We start from the raw sequence: 19412 nt of genomic DNA, 5'->3' as shown, positions 1-19412 counted from the left end.
AAAGATAATCATTTTCAATTACTTTTTTAATCAATATTCACTCTTTTTCGAAAAAAGAAGAAGCGACCCTTATTTTCCATAGCCCTTTCATAATCTGTCCACTTCTCTAATGCTTCTTCTTCAGCGCTGATTCGAACAGATAAGATGCACAGGTTCAATAACGAAAATGCAATAAGAGTTGCATAAGCATGAAGAATAAGCGGCACTAGCAGAAATTCACATGTAACAACAAAGTAATTCGGATGCTTAATGTACTTATAAGGCCCTTTTAATACAACGTTTGTATCTTTTAAAATCAAAATTTTTGTATTCCAAAAGCGTCCAAGCGAAACTAAAGCCCACACCCTGATAATTTGAACAGCTACAAATAAAATAAAAAGGAGACCAATTACCTGACCTTGAAATTCCCTCCATAGAAAAGCTTCTCCACCAAGTGAAACAAAAAATAGGAGATGAATAATGACCATAAGTGGATAATGTTCTTGGCCATGCTCAATTGCTCCCTTTTCCTTCATCCATCGCTCGTTTCGCTTTGCTACAAAAAGCTCAGCAAGACGCTGTACAATAAGAAAAAGAAATAAAAACATTGTTTTATACCTCCCATTTCAGGAGAAGCAGCTCAGAGCTGAACCCAGGTCCTAGTGCTGTTACAATTCCGTAGTCTTGTTCCATTATTTCTTGTTGTAGAAATTCTTTTAATACATAAAGAACAGTTGCTGATGACATGTTTCCGAAACTTTGAAGCACATGAGAAGATATTTCTGTCATTTCTTCACTAAAGTTCAGCGTTTCTCGATATGCTTTTAATACTTTTTTCCCACCTGGATGAGCGACAAAATGCTTGATATGCTGCTCAGTAAGACTATACTTCTTTAAAAACCCTTTTACTTGATTACCAAGCCACGAGCGAACGATAGAAGGAATATCTCTTGAAAAAACGACATATAACCCGTTATTACGAATATCCCAGCCCATCACATCTTCAGAGTTTGGCATAAGTGTTGACTCTACTCCCTTAATAGAAGGAAGCCTTTTTTTCTTACTATGTATTCCTATTGCTTCATCTCCTGCAAGGAGCACACATGCTACACCATCTGAAAAAAGCGACGTTCCTACAAGATTACTTTTTGATTGATCGTCACGCTGAAATGTTAAGCTGCAGAGCTCAACAGATAAAAGGAGCACCTTTGCTTGTGGATATGCAAGACAATACTCATATGCGCGCGCTAATCCTGAGGCTCCCCCAGCACAGCCTAATCCCCAAATAGGTATGCGTTTTGTATGTGGTGAAAAAGGAAGCCTATTCATAATACGTGCTTCAATGCTCGGCGTTGAAAGCCCTGTTGTTGAAATAAAAAAAATGGCGTCAATTTCTTCTACTGGCACCGTTTTTTCCAGAAACTCATTTTCCCTAATACACTCTTTAATAGCATTTATTCCGAACTCTACGGCATTATGAATAAAAGCTTCATTTTTTTCTTCAAAGGTATGATTTTCTTTGTACCAATCGAGCGGCTGTGCGAAATAACGGGTTTTAATATCGCCATTTTGAAATACTTTAAGAAGGCGCTCAATATCTGAGAAAGAAGAAGAAAACATTTCTCGTGCAAATTGGAGTGTCTCTTTTTGTAAAAGTTTATGAGGTGGTGTACCGACCCCCACTGAGATGACTTTTGGCAAATGAACCACCTCCTTCATAGAATACTTTTATCTTTCTTCTAGAAGGTTGTTTTTATACAAAAAATTCCTGTTGAACTAAAAAAAACCCTAACTTCTATTTATAGAAGCTAGGGTTTTTTTTCAGTTAAACAACTCTCTCTTCATGCAAACTTTTTACATGTTGAGTTTTGCGAACTTTAATGATATTAAAGAAAATATTTAATACAATTGCTGTAAGGCTTCCAGCCACAATTCCATTGCTTGTTAGGATTTGCAAACTTTGTGGTAAGTTGGCAAAAAGATCTGGAACAACCGTTACACCCAGTCCCATACCTACCGAACACGCGATAACAAGTAAGTTTTCTTGAGCTGCAAAATCAACAGTGCTTAACATTTTAATTCCGTATGCAATTACGGTTCCGAACATGGCAATCATCGCCCCACCTAAAACAGGGTTTGGAATTACTGTTGTAAAGGCTGCGATTTTTGGAGCGAAACCAAGGACAATTAGAATACCACTTGCTGTGAAAATAACTTTACGTGACTTAATGCCTGAAAGCTGGATAATTCCCACGTTCTGAGAATAAGTTGTGTATGGAAAAGCATTGAAAAGTCCTCCTAAAAGGATCGCAAGACCTTCTGCACGATATCCGTTTGCAAGATCTTTCTCAGAAATTTCTTTTTTACAAATGTCGCCAAGTGCAAAATAAACCCCTGATGATTCAACTAGACTTACAACTGCCACAAGAACCATTGTAATGATAGCTGTTATATTAAATTCAGGAGCTCCAAAGTAAAAGAAGTGAGGCATATGGAACCAAGATGCTTCTGTCACAGCTGATAAATCCACTTTTCCCATAAAATAAGCGACAACAGTTCCTCCAACAAGACCAAGCAAAATAGCAACAGATCGAAGGAACCCTTTTGCAAAACGATAAATACAAAGAATAAAAAGTAAAACACCAAATCCTAATACAATGTTTGAAAGAGCACCAAAATCTTTGCTTCCATCTCCACCACCAAGGTTTTGCATGGCTGTTGGAATAAGCGTAATTCCGATAATCGTAACAACAGACCCTGTTACAACAGGAGGGAAAAAGCGTACAAGCTTACCGAAAAATTGGGCAATCACAATAACAACAAGACCTGCAACGAGAATTGAACCATAAATAGACTGAATACCGTATGAAGTTCCAATAGCAATCATTGGACCAACGGCTGTAAATGTACACCCGAGGACAACCGGTAACCCAATTCCAACATATCCTGTTCGTAAAACTTGGAGAAGCGTTGCAACCCCACACATTAATAAATCAATAGCCACAAGATACGTAAGTTGAGCGCTTGTTAATCCAAGTGCTCCCCCTACAATAAGCGGTACAACAACGGCTCCACCATACATCGCTAGAACATGCTGAAAGCCTAGTGAGAACACTTTCCAGTTATTCATCGAACAAGCTCCTCCTCTTTAGCAAATGAAACAGCGCCATTTTCAAGTGAACGAATTGGTGCAAGTGATTCAATTCGAATCCCTTTTTCACGCAACATTTGCCCGCCGTTTTGAAATACTTTTTCAATTACAATACCAAGGCCAACAAACTCTGCCCCTGCCTCTCTTACAATATCAATTAAACCAAGTGCTGCTTGCCCATTGGCTAAAAAGTCATCAATAACAAGTACACGGTCATCTTTATGAAGAAACTCTCCTGATACGGTAATCTCATTCTCTTCTTGCTTCGTAAAAGAATAAACTTTCGCTGTTAGTACACCTTCATTTAATGTTAATGATTTCTTTTTACGAGCAAAAACAAGTGGGACGTTCAGTTCAAGTGCTGTCATCATTGATGGAGCGATACCTGAAGATTCTAGCGTTAAAATTTTAGTAATACCATCCTTCTGAAATCGCTTTGCAAACTCCTTACCGATTTCTTGCATAAGAAACGGATCAATTTGATGATTTAAAAATGAGTTTACTTTAAGTACTGTTTCAGATAAAATAACGCCTTCTTTTTCAATCTTTTCTTGTAAAGCTTTCATGAGTTACCCTCCATAGTCTGTTAATAAAAAAGAGCCCAGAACTTCCGATAAACGCTTCTCTTTTTTGCGAGTAGCGCACCGGATGTCCTGAGCTCATAATGACTCTCTAGACGTTACACAAAGAAACTTAAAAAAACCTTTGTGCAAATTAAAAGACGTGCTGCCTACTCATAGTCGAATTATTTACGGTAATCCGGTAGAAACTTAGCGAGCCATATTCTCGCAATTATATGAGTTACAATACATATGAATCTTATTTTATTAAGATGATATGTTGAATTATAACAGCTATTCTTCCCTATGAAAAGAGGGTATTTTAAAAAAGTCGAACTTTCACAAAGGTTTTACGCTTGAATATTCGTCATTATTTTAATTTTCTTTTTATTGCTCTTTTATAGATTATAAAGCCTGCTATATTTTTCTGCTAAATGTTCAACTAAATAGCGAGCTTCTAATCCTTCTCCTGTCGCTGCTTTTAATAATTCTAACGGATCTTTTAATTTTCCATATTGATGAATATGTTTCGTCAACCATGCTCTTATCTCAGTCACTTTCCCTTGTTGAATTCGTTCTTCAAAGTCTGGGATATCTTTTACAAGTGCATTTTTTAACTGTGCTGCATAAATATAGCCTAGAGCATAAGAAGGAAAATAACCAAAGCTTCCATCAGACCAGTGTACGTCTTGTAGCAATCCTTCTCCATCATGTGCTGGACGAACTCCTAGGTATTCTTCATATTTGTCATTCCAAATCGTTGGCAAGTCTTTTACTTTGATTTCTCCGTTTATGAGTGCTTTCTCAATTTCATAGCGGATAATAATGTGAAGAACATACGTTAATTCGTCCGCTTCAATGCGGATAAGTGACGGTTTTACTTCATTTACCGCTCGATAAAACTCATCAAGATCAACGTTTTGGAATTGAGAACCTCCATGCTCTTTCAATGCTTCATAATGACGCTCCCAAAATGCTTTTGTTCGCCCAATCATAAGCTCATAAAAAAGAGACTGTGATTCATGAATTCCCATTGACGTTCCTGTGCAAAGATTTGTTCCAACAAGTTCTTTTGAAATGTTTTGTTCATATACGGCGTGCCCGCATTCATGAATTGTTCCAAAAATGGCAACGCGAAAATCGCTTTCATCATATTTAGTTGTAATTCTCACATCTCCTGGATTAAGTCCAATTGCAAAGGGATGAACCGTTTCATCAAGGCGGCCTGCTTCAAAATCATAATCAAGCTCTTTTAATATTTCTAAGCTAAATGCTTCTTGTTTTTCCTTTGGAAATGCTTCATATAAAAAATCTGTTTTAGGAGACTCGGCTTTTTGGACTTTTTGTAAAAGAGTTAAAAGCGTTTCTTTTAAATCTCCAAAAACACGGTCAAGCGTTTCTACTGTAACGCCTGGTTCGTATGTATCGAGAAGTGCGTTATATTTATGCCCTTCATATCCCCAGTACTCTGCAAACTTTTGATTAAAGGCTACAATCTGTTCCAAGTACGGTTCGAAAAGAGAAAAGTCACTTTTCTCTTTTGCTTCTTCCCAGATGCTTCCTGCTTCAGAAGTTAGCATTACATATTCACGATATTCTTGCTCTGGAATTTTTTGATTTTGCTCATAGTCTTTTTTACATTCTTCAACCATTTTTAGCGTAATAGCATCAAGCTCTTTTTTAACTTCTTCGTCTCCTAAATCCTTTATGTACCCCGCCATTTCATTTGAAATAGACATTGAGAAAATATCGCTTGAGAGCATAGCCAAAACGTTAGAACGTTGCTTTATTCCTTTTTTCGGAGCTCCTGTTCGCATATCCCAATACATTACGTTTACAGCTTCTTCATATCCTCCCATTTTCTCAACATATGCGTGAAATTCCTCTTTTCGTTTATTTATATCCATTCACTGCACACTCCTTTTGGTTACTTATTCCTATCGTATCATAAAACAAAAAAAGGATGCTGATTTTAGCATCCCTACTTACTTATGTGAGATATAATAGGAATATCGTTTTCCAACAAGCATTTCATAGTTTTGAGCAGCAAGTAAATCTTCTCTCGCATTCGCAAACTCAGTTGCTGTAATCTCGGACATTTCGCCTGTTCCGTTTAACTCATTGTAACTTCTCTCCAGCGCTTGCTGGATGAGAGAAAAATTGATACGTTCTTTCATTCAAGCATTCCTCCTTATATTTTTCATGAATACCTCTACTATATTCAAGGATTCTCATTCTATGCCTTCTTTTATTGTCGTCTTTTTCATAAAAGGATATACTTACTATAGAAAGTTGAAGGAGGAACAAAAATGATACGATTTGGCGTTATTGGGACCAACTGGATAACAGAGCGTTTTATTGATGCAGCTAAAGAACTCGATGATTTCTCTCTTACGTCTGTCTATTCAAGAACAGAAGAGAAAGCGCGCGAATTTGCTCATAAAACAGGTGCTTCTTTTACCTTTACTTCTATTGAAGAAATGGCAAAAAGCAATGAAATTGATGCAGTTTACATTGCAAGCCCAAACTCTTTTCATCATGACCAGGCTATTCTTTGTATGAAGCACGGTATTCATGTTTTATGTGAAAAACCGCTTGCTTCAAATGCAGCAGAAGTAGAAAATATGATTAAAACAGCTCAAGAACAAAAAGTAGTATTTATGGAAGCTATGAAAGCAACGCTTTTACCAACCTTCCTAAACATAAAAGAAAATGTTCATAAACTAGGGACTGTCCGCCGCTATGTTGGGAACTATTGTCAGTACTCATCACGCTATGATGCATTTAAAGAAGGGACTGTCTTAAACGCATTCAATCCAAAATTTTCAAACGGCGCACTTATGGACCTTGGCGTATACTGCCTTTATCCTCTCGTTGTCCTCTTTGGGCAACCAAAAAGCGTAAAAGCAGAAGCAACAATGCTTTCTTCAGGGGTTGATGGACAAGGAAGCATCATTCTTACATACGAAGATATGGAAGCTGTTATTACGTACTCTAAAATCACCAATTCTTCTCTCCCTTCTGAAATTCAAGGTGAAGAAGGAAACATGGTAATTGATGAAATTCACACGCCGAAAAAAGCACACATTTATTACCGTAATGGTGAACAAGAAGACATTAGCGTAGAACAAAATGAAAAAGCAATGTATGCTGAAACAAAAGAATTCTTAACGCTCATTAAGGAAGGGCGTTTAGAATCAAAAGTGAATTCACATAAAAATTCACTTATCACAGCAAAAGTTTTAACAGACATCAGAAAACAAATCGGCCTTGTTTTTCCGGCTGATCAATAAAAATAAGGGTTGAAAAAGCACTGCTTTTTCAACCCTTATTTTATGATTGAGGCTTTCGTGGTGGACGCGGTCCCCAATATTGATAATAATTCGTTTCAATAAAGCCATTAAACAATTTACGTTTCTTTGTTGCTTGTTTTCCGTAAAACTGTTCGAATCCTTTATGTGACGTAATAATATATGCGCTCCATGTATCAAGTTTATTGAAAGATATACCAATCTCTTCATAGAGACGTTCAACTTGCTTGCGCTCTTGCATACGTTCACCATACGGAGGATTCGCCACAATAACTCCGTATTCTTTGTTTGACGTAAGGTCACTTGCCTGCATTTGCTTGAATTCAACCAAATCTCCAAGACCTGCTTCAATGGCATTATTTTTTGCAATATCAATCATTTTGTGGTTAATGTCATATCCTGCAATATCAAGCGGTTGATCATAGTTTGCAAGATCTTCGGCTTCTTCGCGTGCTTTATCCCATATTTCCTGTGACATCCATGGCCACTGCTCTGAGTCAAACTCACGGTTAAAACCTGGAGCAATATTTTGACCGATAAGAGCTGCTTCAATCGGAATTGTTCCAGACCCACAGAACGGATCAAGGAACGGACGATCTGGATGCCATGTTGTAAGTTTAATAAGAGCTGCTGCGAGCGTCTCTTTTAACGGAGCTTCCCCTTGTCCTGTTCTGTAGCCGCGCTTATGTAATCCAGCACCTGACGTATCAATTGTGATTGTTGCAATATCTTTTAAAAGAGAAACTTCAATTTTAAAGAGCGGTCCTGTTTCTTCAAGCCATCCGCTTCTTACACCATAATGGCTTTTCACTTTCTCTACAATGGCTTTTTTCACAATACCTTGACAGTCTGAAACGCTAAAAAGCTTTGATTTTACTGATTTTCCACTCACAGGAAAGTTTGCATCAGCAGGTAAAAAGCGTCCCCAATCAAGTGCTTTTGTTCCTTCAAAGAGCTCATCAAATGTTGTTGCTTTAAACTCACCAACTTTAATTTTCACACGATCCGCTGTTCGAAGCCAAAGGTTTGAACGAGCGATAGCTAGCTCGTCTCCTTTAAAAACAACTTGACCGTTTTTTACGTTTGCTTCATATCCTAATTCTTGTACTTCTTTACCAACGATTGCTTCAATTCCCATTGCAGCCGTTGCGATTAGCGTATATTGCTTTTTCATTGTTCACATCCTCATTATGTTCAGTCATTCATATCATATCAAAATATTTCCCACAAAAAAACTCTCCTAGTAATCCACGCTAGGAGAGCTGATGTTGGAATGAAATTATTTAAGCTACAGTGTAGCCGTTCATAATAGCGTTTCGTAAGCCATGTTCTGTTCCGTTGTACTGCAAGCGGCTATATAGCCTCGTACTCAGGTGGTAATCATTTATCTACGAAAGCATGTAGCTTTCGTCCTTCCCTCCGTTTGGTTCCTTTAGGAAGATGCCCCTACCATTATTTGGGTTTCTCGCTCGAGGGGTTTACCGCGTTCCACTCTCACTATTTCTAGTGAGACTACGTCACTGTGGCACTTTCAGAGTACTCCAACCATATCGAATGACTTAGGTTGTTTCCCCGCCGTTAGCCCTTATAAGGCTACCCTAGCTTATGAATTGGCTAGGCACGAACACTACAAGCATCTCAGCTTGTGCGAGCATGGACTTTCCTCTACATTATCAAAGTAATGCAGCGATTACCTAAAACGCCACCATGAATAGCGACAAAGTTTAGTATAATAAAAATAACCGCACTTTGCAACTTCTTTTTTTTGTTAAAGTTACCATCAGTCGTATAACTTGCTGCCAAACACGTGCTTTTCTAGGTTTGAAAGACGTTTTAAAATATCGAAATTTGTTGTACCTGCTTGTGGCTGTGTTGCCGCCTGTGGCTGGCTGCTAGGCTGCTGTGCTGAACGTTTTGGCATCTCTGTTAACTGACGTTTCAAACGATTGTTTTCTTGACGCAAAGCTTCTAGCTCCTGCTGAAAGTTCTCATAGTCTTTAATAATGGTGTCTAAAAACTGATCAACTTCCTCTTGGTTATAACCACGCATACTTGTTTTAAAATCTTGTTCTAAAATTTCCTTTGCCGTTAACTGAATTTTATCTGAAATCATTTTTTCACCTCATACATAACCCTTTTCATGATAACTGCTTTCTGTACCGGATCGCTATGTAGTGCCTATCGCGAACGTTTTTCTTTAAATTAGTAAAGAACTCTTGCCTCTATTTTTTCAAAAAATGAGGCACTTGTCAATTTTCTTTTACAGAAATGTTACAAAAAGCTAATAACTGTCTTCATTAACAATTTCCTGCAAATCATCCATTGTAATCACATCAATCGGATAATTTCCTGTTTCTGCTTTCTTTTGAGCGAGTTTATACATATACTGTGGTGTTCCCTCATTATTCTCATCATAAACAATAATCATACTGTCGCTTTTCGCCATAAAAATTTGATTCTTTGCTCTAAATTGAGCTGGGTTTTCATATTTCTTTTTTGAAATGCTGTCAAAAAAGTCAGCGCTTCCGCAAATAAACTCATAAAACTCTTTATTTTCTTCATTCCAATTTTCTTCTTGATGGAGAAAAGGAGTTAAAATCGCTAGTTTTAAGTCGGGATATTCAAGCTGCAGATCAAGCACAACTTCAGCGCTCCAGAGCTCAACACCAAGCTGACCACTTATTAAGACCCATTCGCCTCCTTGTTCAATAAATGACAAAAGGCGTCTCTTTATTCCTTTTTTTATATAGTCAATACCAGGATGTGAAGAAGAAAACACACCAAGCTCAAATGGCTTATATCCTGTTATTGTTACAACACGACTCAATGCTTGTCCTCCTATCTATGTAAAAGAAGGAACTAGATCTAGTTCCTTCTTCCTTTTCTAGTAGCGGCCTCCAAATGGAGGGCGTTGTCCGTATGGAGGGCGTTGTCCGTAGTTGAATTGCTGGTTCGTTACCACATTTTCAGTAGACTGAGTATGCGGGAAGTAATGCTGATGTTTGAAATTTGTGTGATGAACATGTGTCGTGTGCGATGGATGAATGTGTGGTACGATCACTTCTTCATAGCTGTTTGTTGTACAACATTTTGTTGGATGAACAATCGGTGGCAATACTTTCGGACGATGACAATGATTTTTAAACATTTTTCATTTCCCCTTTCCTTTCTGTTGGTACAATACTAACTTATGATGAAAGGGGACTACATGTACTAATATAAACACCTAATTTCGGTAGTTTTTCACATAAACAGCATGTTTATATTTTTTAAACTACTGAATATAACAACTGTTAAACCGACAAGTGCAAAAAAAGACACTAGTAAAATCTGTCTCATTGAAACCTCTCCATCTTTCTCTATTTTCTTTTGATATGGCAATATTTTAGCAACTCTAAATCACATGAGCAAGCAACATTTTATTACATTTTCACAATGCAATGATTCCTTTTAAAAGCGCTACAGAGCAACCTTTTTCCGCAATCTTTTCAACCTTTTTTCAAGCTCTTGTTTTAGACGTTCATTTGTTGTTTCGTCTATATAACTATACGCTTTTTCGGCATGAAAAGTTGCATCTTTTATTTCTTTAAATTGATGTTCATAAAGCTTAGCAAGTTCAATTTGAGCTTGCATAATGAGGTTTCTTGTTCGTGTGATTCTCCCAAAATACCCTCGACTTTTTTCCCACTCTTTCTCACGTTTGGCCTGGATTCCTAAGGCAAACAGCGCCTTTTCTGCTTCCTCGTCCTCTCCATCGATTACTTCTTCATATTGACGTACGGCTCTTTCCTTTTCACCAAGCGCTTCGTACCATCTTGCTACTTCATACGATTCTGTAGACGTTCTATCAACATTTTGCAACAAATGTTTTGATAGGTGAATGTACAGCGTAATAAGCGACAAAATATCGTGTTCATTATGCTGCATCACTTTCATAAGACCCTCAGTTTTTTTGGTTTCCACATAGTCAAAGTAAATCATTGGTGCTAAAAAACCCGGGATGTCATCATGACGCTCAATATTTAAAATTTCTTTCTCAACGTTAACAAGCTTGACAGATTCTAACTTACGCTTCCATAACCTTCTTGCCGCATGAAGTAAATCAAAGTGACCGAATGAAGGAAGCTTTGGCAGATGCTCACGAAGCAGTGTATGACGCGTTTTTACCATTGGCCAATCAAAGGATTTGCCATTATACGTAACAAGAGCTTCATAGTTCACTTCCTGTAAAAAACTCTCATAAAAAGCAATTTCCCCACTTTGATCAGGTAAAACATGCTGACGAAAAACAACCCCGTCTTGTTCAACCCGCGCATATCCGAGCAAAAAGATTGTTGTGCCCGCTCCAGTACTTAATCCTGTTGTTTCCGTGTCAAAGAAAAAGAGTTCATTTGTACTATATCCTTTTGATGATAATGGATGATGATAATCCGTTGCATTCCATCCTTCAATGACATGAGCAAGCTCCTTGAATGTGTATAAGCCATGTTTATAATCAAGCGGGTATTTTACTTCTCGAATTAAACAAAATCCTTCTGTTCCCTTATAGACAGTCGTATTAAAGTTTTCCCACTCTTCCAAATGTGGAATACTTTTTACAGGAGGACGCGATTTTGGTTTTTCTTTTCCTTCTTCTACATTCAAATGCGATTTCATTCGTGCCAGTTTGTTTTTAAGTGACATTTTTTTCACTCCGATTAAGTAACCCTTCTATAATAAATCAAGCAGCTCTAAGCTTCTTTCTTTAGCGTTTTGGGTATCAATTTCTGTTCCAATACAAGACGGACAGCCATCTTCACATGGACATCTTACAATAAGATCCTTTGCTGCTTCTTTAATTTCAGCAAATCGTTTAAATACATTTTCACTAAGTCCAATTCCCCCTGGATATCGATCATACAAAAAGACTGTTGGAAGCCCTGTATATGTTGCTTTAATTTGGGGAACAACATATATATCATTACGATCACACATAACATGAATAGGTACAACGTGACGCAGGACATTTGAAATACCTGCTAAAAGTTGCTCTAGTGCTTTTTCTTCAAATTCTCCTACATCTTGTAGCTCAAACCATGCTGAACTTGTATGAAGCTCTTCCTCCGGCAAATGAATTGGCCCTGATCCAATATTTTCAAACGTACTTAAACGGATTTTCTTAAAAATCGTTGGCATTGCATTAACCGCTACTTCTCCATAGTGAACATTTGAATGCTTATTTTCCATGCTTTCATCAATTTCAAGCACCTTTAAATTGACCGCTAAGTTTGCATCTGTAAAATACTCAACGTCAACTTCTCTCACATATGCTTTCTTTTCTTCCCAATCAAGTTCTTCGACTTGATACTGAATACCTTGATGAAGATAAATAGCTTCTTCATGAAGCAGGGTCATAGCGCTAAAGCGATCCATTTCCCCAATAATTTGCCGATTTCCAGTTTCAGAAATATCCACAATCACCACATTTTCTTGTGATGCTGAACGAAGACTAATATTTGTAGCAGGGAAGGATTCATTAGCCCAGTACCATTTTTCTCCTGACTCGTAAAGCACTCTTTCCTCCACTAAAAATTCTAAAACGTCTTCAACCTCAACTCCACCAAAAACTTCTCCTTTTCTAAAGGGAAGTTCGTATGCTGCACATTTTAAATGATCAACTAAAATCACTAAGTTATCGGGATTAATGCGCGCAAACTCAGGTGAACGTTCAAAAAAATAGTCTGGATGCTGAATGACGTACTGATCCATTGGAGAGGAGCTTCCAACCATCACAATGAGCGCTTCTCCGTGCTTTCTCCCCGCTCTTCCTGCTTGCTGCCACGTACTTGCAACAGTTCCAGGATATCCCGTCATAACACACACTTGAAGCTGACCAATATCTACACCAAGCTCAAGGGCATTTGTACTCACAACCCCCATGATGTCTCCTGTTCTTAAGCCTCTTTCAATTTCTCGGCGCTGTTTCGGTAAATAGCCTCCTCGATATCCTCTGATCGACTTTGGTCCAAGCTCACGTTTCACAAGCTCCTTTAAGTGACTTAAAATAATTTCAACTCGCACTCGACTTCTTGCAAACACAATTGTTTGAATATTATTCCTTAAGAAATCTTTGGCAAGTTCATTCACTTCAACTGTTGCACTTTTTCTTATATTAAGCGGCTTGTTCACAATGGGAGGATTATAGAAAACAAAATGTTTTCTTCCGCTTGGCGCTCCGTTATTATCAATTAACGTCATCTTCTCTCCCGTGAGCCCTTCTCCGAGCTCAAGTGGGTTGGCAATTGTTGCAGATGTACATATAAAGAGCGGATAACTTCCATAAAAGTTGCAAATTCTTTTTAATCTTCGGATAACATTTGTAACATGGCTGCCAAAAATACCTCGGTATGTGTGAAGTTCATCAATTACTATATATTTTAGGTTCTCAAAAAGAGAGACCCATTTTGTATGATGAGGTAAAATAGCCGAATGAAGCATATCAGGATTTGTAATCACAATGTGCCCTGCTTTTCGAACCGTTTGCCGTATTTGAGGAGATGTATCACCGTCATATGTGTAACTTTTAATATCAATTCCCATTTCATCAATGATTTCATTAAGCTCGCTTTTTTGATCTTGAGCAAGCGCCTTTGTCGGAAAAAGGTAGAGGGCTCGGTTTTCTTCGTTCTCAGCAATCGACTGCAAAACAGGTAAGTTATAACACATTGTTTTCCCTGAAGCTGTTGGTGTAACAGCTACAATACTTTTCCCATCTTGAATTTCCTTATATGCTGTTGCTTGATGTGTGTAAAGCTCTTCAACACCTCGTTTTTTCAATGCTCTCTTAATGCGCTCATCAATACTTTGGGGCATTTTCACTGTTTTAGCTTCTTTTGGCTCAATTTCATGCCAATAGGCAATATTTTCATTCTCTCTTAATCTATTAATTAACTCTTTTAAAGATTTTTTATGCTTCATTTTTGTCACCTCTATTCTTTTTATTCTATCGAATGTTTGTTTCGGTTTCTATAAGAAATATTTCCTTTCACTTTAAATATAAAAGCATAAAATTCCGCTTTTCTTCATATTTAAATATACTTTCTTCTCTTTTATGTTTTTTTACAAAATAAAGCGATGAACAAAATCTTTCTTTGTTCATCGCTCCTACTTCTTTCTATATAAAATTCCTCATTCTCATCTGAATTTTACATAAGCTTTGGCATTACCTATTCAGACGCGATTTTCTCTCGATAGCGAGCTAATAAAGTTTCAAAATTAACTCCATTTGAATACTCGCTCCCTGTTTTCTCCCACCTTTTCAATGTAAGAGATTTCTATGAATCAACTGTAGTATTTATACGTGCAAATATAAAAGTTGTTATTTTTATGAGTATTTATTTTCGTAAATCAATTTTCTCTTTTCTTGTATGAAGCATATAAAATGGTTATGATGTTAGTAAGATTGATGGAGGGATTACAATGCAACCAAAATATAAAACTGTAAAAGACGAAATTAAATCGTGGCTTATGAGTGATAAGTTTTCCCCGCATGATAAATTACCAACTGAAACACAGCTTATGGAAAAATTTCATGTAAGTCGACATACTATCCGTAGAGCGATTGGAGATTTAGAAGTAGAACATTATCTATATCGTATTCAAGGGGGCGGAATGTATGTTGCAAATTGGCGAGAAAAACAGGAAACTCAAACGCTCACCAAAACAATTGCTGTGCTAACGACTCATATTGCTGACTATATTTTTCCCAGCATTATTGTTGGCATTGAAAAAGTTTTGTCAGAACATTCTTTTTCACTTTTACTTTCTAGTACACATCATGACATTTTATTAGAGCGGAAAAGCTTAGAAAATTTACTCTCACATCCGATTGAGGGCATTATTGTAGAGCCAACTAAAAGCTCCTATCCTAGTCAAAACATTGGGTTTTATAAAAACTTAGAAAAAAGCAATGTGCCTTGTGTTATGATTCACTCTACATATCAAGACACAAATTTTCCTTCTCTTACAATGGATGATACAAAAGGCGGATATATGGCAACTGAGCATTTGCTATCACTTGGACATCGTAAAATCCTTGGAATTTTCAAAACGGATGATCATCAAGGGTTAAAACGAATGAATGGCTTTATTTCTGCTTATCAACAAAATCCTTCTCTATCCGTTCCAGGAGATTTTATTACATATGGAACAAACGAGGAAAAGAAAGAATTACCCCAGCGTATTAAAGCAAGTTTAACAAGTTCAAATCGCCCAACTGGTATTGTATGCTATAACGATCAAGTTGCTTTAACTGTGATGAGCATCGCCAAAGAACTAGGCCTGAGTATTCCAGAAGATTTATCAGTTGTTGGATATGATGACTCACAGGTCGCAAAGATTGTAGATGTTAAATTGACAACGATAAAGCACCCAAAAGAACAGATGGGAATTGACGCAGCAAATATGATTTTAAAACTTATTGAAGCCCCTCTTACAAAAAAAGTAGAATCGATTGTATACCAACCAGAGCTTGTCATCAGAGAATCAACAAAAGAAATAAAAAATTAAACATCTATTTTTCAATAGGTGTTTTTTTGTATGCATATTTTTTAACCATTGACACTTATACGTATAAATTATAGAATCAATTCCATAGAAAGCGTTTTCTTTTTATTATTGTTAAGTATACAAAGGGGGAAGTACAATGGGCCATAAGCAAAGGGTAGTGAAAAATTCAGTCTGGTATATTGCTGTCATTTCAATGGCCGCCGGAATGGCTGGGCTTCTATATGGATATGACACAGCTGTTATTTCAGGAGCTATCGGTTTCTTGCAAGAGCTGTATGGTTTATCACCATTTATGGAAGGGTTCGTAATTTCTAGTATTATGGTTGGAGGTATTATTGGAGTTGGTATCTCTGGATATTTAGGTGATATTTTTGGACGTCGAAAAATCTTAATGGCAGCAGCCGTAATCTTTTCTATCTCCTCTATATTATCTGCCCTTGTTAATTCAGTCGAAATGCTCATTGCGGCCCGTATCTTTGGAGGTCTAGGGATTGGATTAGCTTCTTCACTAGCTGTGACATATATTACAGAATGTGCCCCTCCTGCTATCCGGGGACGATTGTCATCAATGTATCAACTATTTACAGTGCTTGGAATTTCTTCTACCTACTTTGTCAACCTAGCTGTAGCAAATGCCGGCACGCACAGTTGGGGCATTGAAACGGGCTGGCGATGGATGTTAGGATATGGCATGATTCCGTCTCTTCTCTTTTTCATTACGCTCCTTTTTGTTCCGGAAAGTCCTCGTTTTCTTATTAAAAAAGGGAAAGATCAAGAAGCTCTTTCTATTTTGCGCCGGATTAATGATAAGCAAACAGCAGACTTAGAGATGAAAGCGATTAAATTATCCATTACTACAGAAACCAATTCTTCTATGCTAAGGTTATTTCAACCTGGATTAAGAAAAGCACTTGGAGTAGGTATCTTTTTAGCGCTCTTCAACCAAGTAATTGGCATGAATGCAATTACGTATTACGGTCCTGAAATTTTTAAATCTGTTGGATTTAAAAACAACACAGAGTTTGTAGCAACAAGCCTTGTTGGCGTTGTGCAGCTCATCTCGACAATTGCCGCTGTCTTTTTAATTGACCGTGCAGGTCGAAAAAGATTGATGGCGATCGGCTCAAGTTTAATGGCCTTTTTCATGCTTTTAATTGGAGGCGTTTTCTTCTTTAACATTACAGGTCCATGGCTTATTATCTTTATTATTGGATTTACAGCTGCATTTTGTATTTCAATGGGACCTATTCCTTGGATTATGATTCCTGAAATTTTCCCAAACCATTTAAGAGCAAGAGCTGTTGGATTAACGACGATGTTCTTATGGGGAGCAAACTGGGCAATCGGACAATTTACCCCAATGCTCCTAAGCGGATTGGGAGGAGCATATACTTTTTGGACGTTTGCTGTTATTAACGTTATATGCTTTATCTTTGTTATGACAATTGTACCGGAAACAAAAAATAAATCTCTTGAAGAAATTGAACAGTTTTGGACACCAAACAAAAAGGATACTCGAAAACTATCAGTTTAAATGAATAGTGACTCTCTTTTTATAATAAAAAGGCCAAATGCTATATTAGCATTTGGCTTCTTTTATACTTGTATTTTATTTTGCTCCCATTCTTTTATAATAGAAAGAGAGTCTTTATAATAATTTTTTACAACCTCAATATATCCTTCTTCCTTTACGGGTGTAAATGGATTTGGTCCAGGAGCAGTCATTTCCATAATAATTGGGCCTCTGTAGTCAATCTCGTGCAGCACTTCAATTTGTTCATGAATATTAGCGTGTCCTTGGCCAATACCTTGGCGGTTTGAATCCCCAATATGATACACACCTAAATGTTGCCTAACCTCTTTTAGCGCTTGAGTTGGATTTTCCTCTTCAATGTTCATATGATATGAATCAAGGAGAACTTTCAAATTGGAGCTTTTCACATCTTCAATGAGTTTTAACGCTTCTTGCCCTGTTCGTACTTGGTGATTTTCATATCTGTTTAATACTTCAAATACAACTTCAATATGAAGGTTCTCAGCTTTTTGTAATATCTTTTTAGAGCTTTCAACAAGCCTTGCCCAATCTTTTTGTTCGTCTCCGCATCCAACAACTTTTCCAACATCCCCATGCAAACAAATTCGCTTTGCTCCAAGCTCATCTGCCCATGAAAGGAGGTCTAGAAAATACTCAACCGCCTTTTTGCGAACGCTTTCATTATCATTTGAGATATCTACATTGTTTGGCGTAATAGACAGGATTTTTAAATCATATTTAGAAAGGATAGTGACTATTTCTCTAGGATCTTGACTAATATCTCCTTCCACTTCTACCCCATTTACTCCAACTTCACTTGCTAGACGACACTTTTCTTCAAAAGGAACATTTCCAAATGTCCATAAACATAGTCCATAGTCTCTTTTCATAGTGACCTCCTATATGTGATAATTTTTCATTTTACTTTCGAATAGATACCGCGACTTCTCTAGAACGAATCGTTTTCTTTGATGAGATTTCAGCTTCAATTTCTTCAAGCGTTTTTCCTTTTGTTTCAGGAACAAATTTATAAACGAATAGAAAGGCAAAGATGCCAATCGCACCGTACGTAAGGAAAAGCGAACCTGAGCCAAAAGCATTTAATAAAACAGGGAATGAAAGGGATACAGCAATGTTTGCTAACCAAAGCGTCGTACTTGCTAATCCGATTGCGGTACCTCGAATTCTCAGTGGAAAAATCTCTGCAAGGACAACCCAGACAACCATTCCCCAACTGGCTGAATACGCTACCATAAATAAGCATAAGCATGTTAATAAAAGCCATCCAGGCGCTGTGAAAAATAGCGTGCTAACCCCAAGCACAACAAGAGCAATAGACATTCCTACATTACCGAGCAGCATGAGCATTCTTCTACCTATTTTATCAATCAGAACTAGACCAATCATTGTAAAAAGTAAGTTTACAATTCCAATTCCAATTGTTCCAGCAATAGCACTCGAAGCCCCAAAACCTGCATTTTCTAAAATGGTTGGGGTGTAATAAATGATCGTGTTCGTTCCAATCACCTGTTGAAAAATAGCTATTCCTACCCCGATGAATAAAATGGGTTTTACAGTTGGAGCAAACAGAGCAGAGAAAGGAACTTTTTCCGCTGCTTTTACCTCTTGGATATTCTTAATTTCTTCTTCAACAAGCTTTGCATCACGAGTTAACAGCAAAACTTTACGCGCGTCTCCTTCTCGATTTTGCTTTAATAGCCAGCGTGGACTTTCCGGCATAAAAAACATTCCAACCATTAAAAGAACAGAAGGTACAACGGCTAAAAGCAACATCCAATCCCATCTTCCTGAAGCAGAAAAAGTGAAGTTGATGATATAAGCCATAAGAATCCCTAATGCATTCATTAATGTGTTTAGTGAGGCAACTCTTCCCCGTATTGCTGCAGGTGCCATCTCCGAAAGATAAAGCGGTACAAGAGCAGAAGCTCCCCCAACAGGAACACCAAGGAAAATCCGAAATAATACAAGGACTTCCACATTTGGTGCTAAACCTGTTCCAATTGCTCCAATTGTAAATAGAACACCAAGCAATATAATTGTTTTCTTTCGGCCAACCTTGTCAGCTATAGGTCCGCAAAGAGCGGCCCCAACTAAGGCACCAATTAAAACGCCGCTTACAACTAGTCCTTCCATAAAAGGGGTTAATCCTAAATCTTCCTTGATAAATAACAGCGCTCCAGATATAACGCCTGTATCATAGCCAAAAAGCAACCCACCTAAAGCTCCAAAAAAATAAATGACGCTAATATATGCTTTTTTAGATTTCATAACGTCCTCCAAAACAACTGTAGTTTTTATTTACCTCTTGG

General features: G+C 37.4%; 17 protein-coding genes, 1 other RNA gene and 1 riboswitch. Of the genes, 3 read left to right on the top strand and 15 right to left on the bottom strand.

All coding sequences use genetic code 11. The features are described 5' to 3' along the window. Positions 1–26: 26 nt before the first annotated feature. The 6 genes from ACK3CR_RS12830 to ACK3CR_RS12805 form a co-directional block, all read right to left on the bottom strand. Positions 27–587 carry an isoprenylcysteine carboxyl methyltransferase family protein gene (locus tag ACK3CR_RS12830; RefSeq protein ID WP_243513516.1) on the bottom strand — a complete coding sequence of 187 codons (561 nt, stop codon included), beginning with the start codon at positions 585–587 and terminating at the stop codon, positions 27–29. Between the two features lie 4 nt (positions 588–591). After that, positions 592–1680 (bottom strand): type III polyketide synthase, encoded by a 1089-nt coding sequence (locus ACK3CR_RS12825; protein WP_243513517.1) that lies wholly within the window; start codon positions 1678–1680, stop codon positions 592–594. A gap of 124 nt (positions 1681–1804) precedes the next feature. Next, the gene (locus tag ACK3CR_RS12820) at positions 1805–3109 is read right to left on the bottom strand and encodes a nucleobase:cation symporter-2 family protein (protein WP_243513518.1); all 1305 of its coding nucleotides are present in this window, start codon (positions 3107–3109) and stop codon (positions 1805–1807) included. Then, on the bottom strand, positions 3106–3696 hold the full coding sequence (locus tag ACK3CR_RS12815; protein WP_019393133.1) for a xanthine phosphoribosyltransferase: 591 nt from the start codon (positions 3694–3696) through the stop codon (positions 3106–3108). The genes ACK3CR_RS12820 and ACK3CR_RS12815 overlap by 4 nt, the downstream gene beginning before the upstream one ends. A 151-nt stretch (positions 3697–3847) precedes the next feature. After that, positions 3848–3950: riboswitch (purine riboswitch) on the bottom strand. Positions 3951–4088: 138 nt separating this feature from the next. Continuing rightward, complete coding sequence (locus ACK3CR_RS12810; protein WP_488975523.1) at positions 4089–5597, bottom strand: carboxypeptidase M32; 1509 nt, start codon at positions 5595–5597, stop codon at positions 4089–4091. A 78-nt stretch (positions 5598–5675) separates the two neighbouring features. Next, complete coding sequence (locus ACK3CR_RS12805) at positions 5676–5867, bottom strand: DUF3921 family protein (RefSeq protein WP_019393131.1); 192 nt, start codon at positions 5865–5867, stop codon at positions 5676–5678. Between the two features lie 132 nt (positions 5868–5999). On the opposite strand from ACK3CR_RS12805, the gene ACK3CR_RS12800 reads away from it, so the two are divergent. Continuing rightward, positions 6000–6983 carry a Gfo/Idh/MocA family protein gene (locus tag ACK3CR_RS12800; RefSeq protein WP_243513525.1) on the top strand — a complete coding sequence of 328 codons (984 nt, stop codon included), beginning with the start codon at positions 6000–6002 and terminating at the stop codon, positions 6981–6983. A gap of 40 nt (positions 6984–7023) precedes the next feature. Here the strand turns inward: ACK3CR_RS12800 and ACK3CR_RS12795 are convergent, their stop codons facing one another. The 7 genes from ACK3CR_RS12795 to ACK3CR_RS12765 all read right to left on the bottom strand — a co-directional run bounded on the left by ACK3CR_RS12795 (position 7024) and on the right by ACK3CR_RS12765 (position 13958). Beyond that, on the bottom strand, positions 7024–8175 hold the full coding sequence (locus tag ACK3CR_RS12795) for a THUMP domain-containing class I SAM-dependent RNA methyltransferase (protein ID WP_151583984.1): 1152 nt from the start codon (positions 8173–8175) through the stop codon (positions 7024–7026). A 140-nt stretch (positions 8176–8315) separates the two neighbouring features. Beyond that, an RNA gene (gene rnpB, locus ACK3CR_RS12790) (RNase P RNA component class B) lies at positions 8316–8703 on the bottom strand. Positions 8704–8781: 78 nt separating this feature from the next. After that, positions 8782–9114: a cell division regulator GpsB gene (gene gpsB, locus ACK3CR_RS12785; protein ID WP_243513527.1), complete on the bottom strand. Its 333-nt coding sequence runs from the start codon at positions 9112–9114 to the stop codon at positions 8782–8784. Between the two features lie 168 nt (positions 9115–9282). Next, positions 9283–9828, bottom strand: coding sequence for an SLOG family protein (locus ACK3CR_RS12780; RefSeq protein WP_113754523.1), 546 nt, complete (start codon positions 9826–9828; stop codon positions 9283–9285). A gap of 57 nt (positions 9829–9885) precedes the next feature. After that, positions 9886–10149 carry a spore coat protein gene (locus tag ACK3CR_RS12775; protein ID WP_111923369.1) on the bottom strand — a complete coding sequence of 88 codons (264 nt, stop codon included), beginning with the start codon at positions 10147–10149 and terminating at the stop codon, positions 9886–9888. A gap of 311 nt (positions 10150–10460) precedes the next feature. Further along, the gene (locus ACK3CR_RS12770) at positions 10461–11684 is read right to left on the bottom strand and encodes a ribonuclease H-like domain-containing protein (protein ID WP_243513529.1); all 1224 of its coding nucleotides are present in this window, start codon (positions 11682–11684) and stop codon (positions 10461–10463) included. A 27-nt stretch (positions 11685–11711) separates the two neighbouring features. After that, a complete protein-coding gene (locus ACK3CR_RS12765) occupies positions 11712–13958 on the bottom strand; it encodes a DEAD/DEAH box helicase (RefSeq protein WP_488975522.1) in 2247 nt (748 codons plus the stop codon). Between the two features lie 501 nt (positions 13959–14459). On the opposite strand from ACK3CR_RS12765, the gene ACK3CR_RS12760 reads away from it, so the two are divergent. Both ACK3CR_RS12760 and ACK3CR_RS12755 read left to right on the top strand, forming a co-directional pair. Beyond that, complete coding sequence (locus ACK3CR_RS12760) at positions 14460–15548, top strand: GntR family transcriptional regulator (protein ID WP_243513532.1); 1089 nt, start codon at positions 14460–14462, stop codon at positions 15546–15548. A gap of 136 nt (positions 15549–15684) precedes the next feature. Further along, the gene (locus ACK3CR_RS12755; RefSeq protein WP_328123465.1) at positions 15685–17082 is read left to right on the top strand and encodes a sugar porter family MFS transporter; all 1398 of its coding nucleotides are present in this window, start codon (positions 15685–15687) and stop codon (positions 17080–17082) included. A gap of 62 nt (positions 17083–17144) precedes the next feature. Here the strand turns inward: ACK3CR_RS12755 and ACK3CR_RS12750 are convergent, their stop codons facing one another. Both ACK3CR_RS12750 and ACK3CR_RS12745 read right to left on the bottom strand, forming a co-directional pair. After that, positions 17145–17972 (bottom strand): sugar phosphate isomerase/epimerase family protein, encoded by an 828-nt coding sequence (locus ACK3CR_RS12750; protein ID WP_488975521.1) that lies wholly within the window; start codon positions 17970–17972, stop codon positions 17145–17147. 31 nt (positions 17973–18003) lie between these two features. Next, on the bottom strand, positions 18004–19383 hold the full coding sequence (locus ACK3CR_RS12745) for a sugar porter family MFS transporter (protein WP_488975520.1): 1380 nt from the start codon (positions 19381–19383) through the stop codon (positions 18004–18006). Between the last annotated feature and the right edge of the window lie 29 nt (positions 19384–19412).

The sequence above is a fragment of the Priestia sp. TRM10 genome (assembly GCF_057808375.1).
Note: the sequence above shows the minus strand (reverse complement) of the source record. Positions and strands in the feature narration are given on the sequence as shown.

Coding starts and splice junctions, on each gene's coding strand:
- ACK3CR_RS12795 (WP_151583984.1), bottom strand. CDS start 8,175: ATGAAAAAGCAATATACGCTAATCGCAACGGCTGCAATGGGAATTGAA.
- ACK3CR_RS12800 (WP_243513525.1), top strand. CDS start 6,000: ATGATACGATTTGGCGTTATTGGGACCAACTGGATAACAGAGCGTTTT.
- ACK3CR_RS12760 (WP_243513532.1), top strand. CDS start 14,460: ATGCAACCAAAATATAAAACTGTAAAAGACGAAATTAAATCGTGGCTT.
- ACK3CR_RS12820 (WP_243513518.1), bottom strand. CDS start 3,109: ATGAATAACTGGAAAGTGTTCTCACTAGGCTTTCAGCATGTTCTAGCG.
- ACK3CR_RS12805 (WP_019393131.1), bottom strand. CDS start 5,867: ATGAAAGAACGTATCAATTTTTCTCTCATCCAGCAAGCGCTGGAGAGA.
- ACK3CR_RS12815 (WP_019393133.1), bottom strand. CDS start 3,696: ATGAAAGCTTTACAAGAAAAGATTGAAAAAGAAGGCGTTATTTTATCT.
- gpsB (WP_243513527.1), bottom strand. CDS start 9,114: ATGATTTCAGATAAAATTCAGTTAACGGCAAAGGAAATTTTAGAACAA.
- ACK3CR_RS12810 (WP_488975523.1), bottom strand. CDS start 5,597: ATGGATATAAATAAACGAAAAGAGGAATTTCACGCATATGTTGAGAAA.
- ACK3CR_RS12750 (WP_488975521.1), bottom strand. CDS start 17,972: ATGAAAAGAGACTATGGACTATGTTTATGGACATTTGGAAATGTTCCT.
- ACK3CR_RS12755 (WP_328123465.1), top strand. CDS start 15,685: ATGGGCCATAAGCAAAGGGTAGTGAAAAATTCAGTCTGGTATATTGCT.
- ACK3CR_RS12775 (WP_111923369.1), bottom strand. CDS start 10,149: ATGTTTAAAAATCATTGTCATCGTCCGAAAGTATTGCCACCGATTGTT.
- ACK3CR_RS12830 (WP_243513516.1), bottom strand. CDS start 587: ATGTTTTTATTTCTTTTTCTTATTGTACAGCGTCTTGCTGAGCTTTTT.
- ACK3CR_RS12770 (WP_243513529.1), bottom strand. CDS start 11,684: ATGTCACTTAAAAACAAACTGGCACGAATGAAATCGCATTTGAATGTA.
- ACK3CR_RS12765 (WP_488975522.1), bottom strand. CDS start 13,958: ATGAAGCATAAAAAATCTTTAAAAGAGTTAATTAATAGATTAAGAGAG.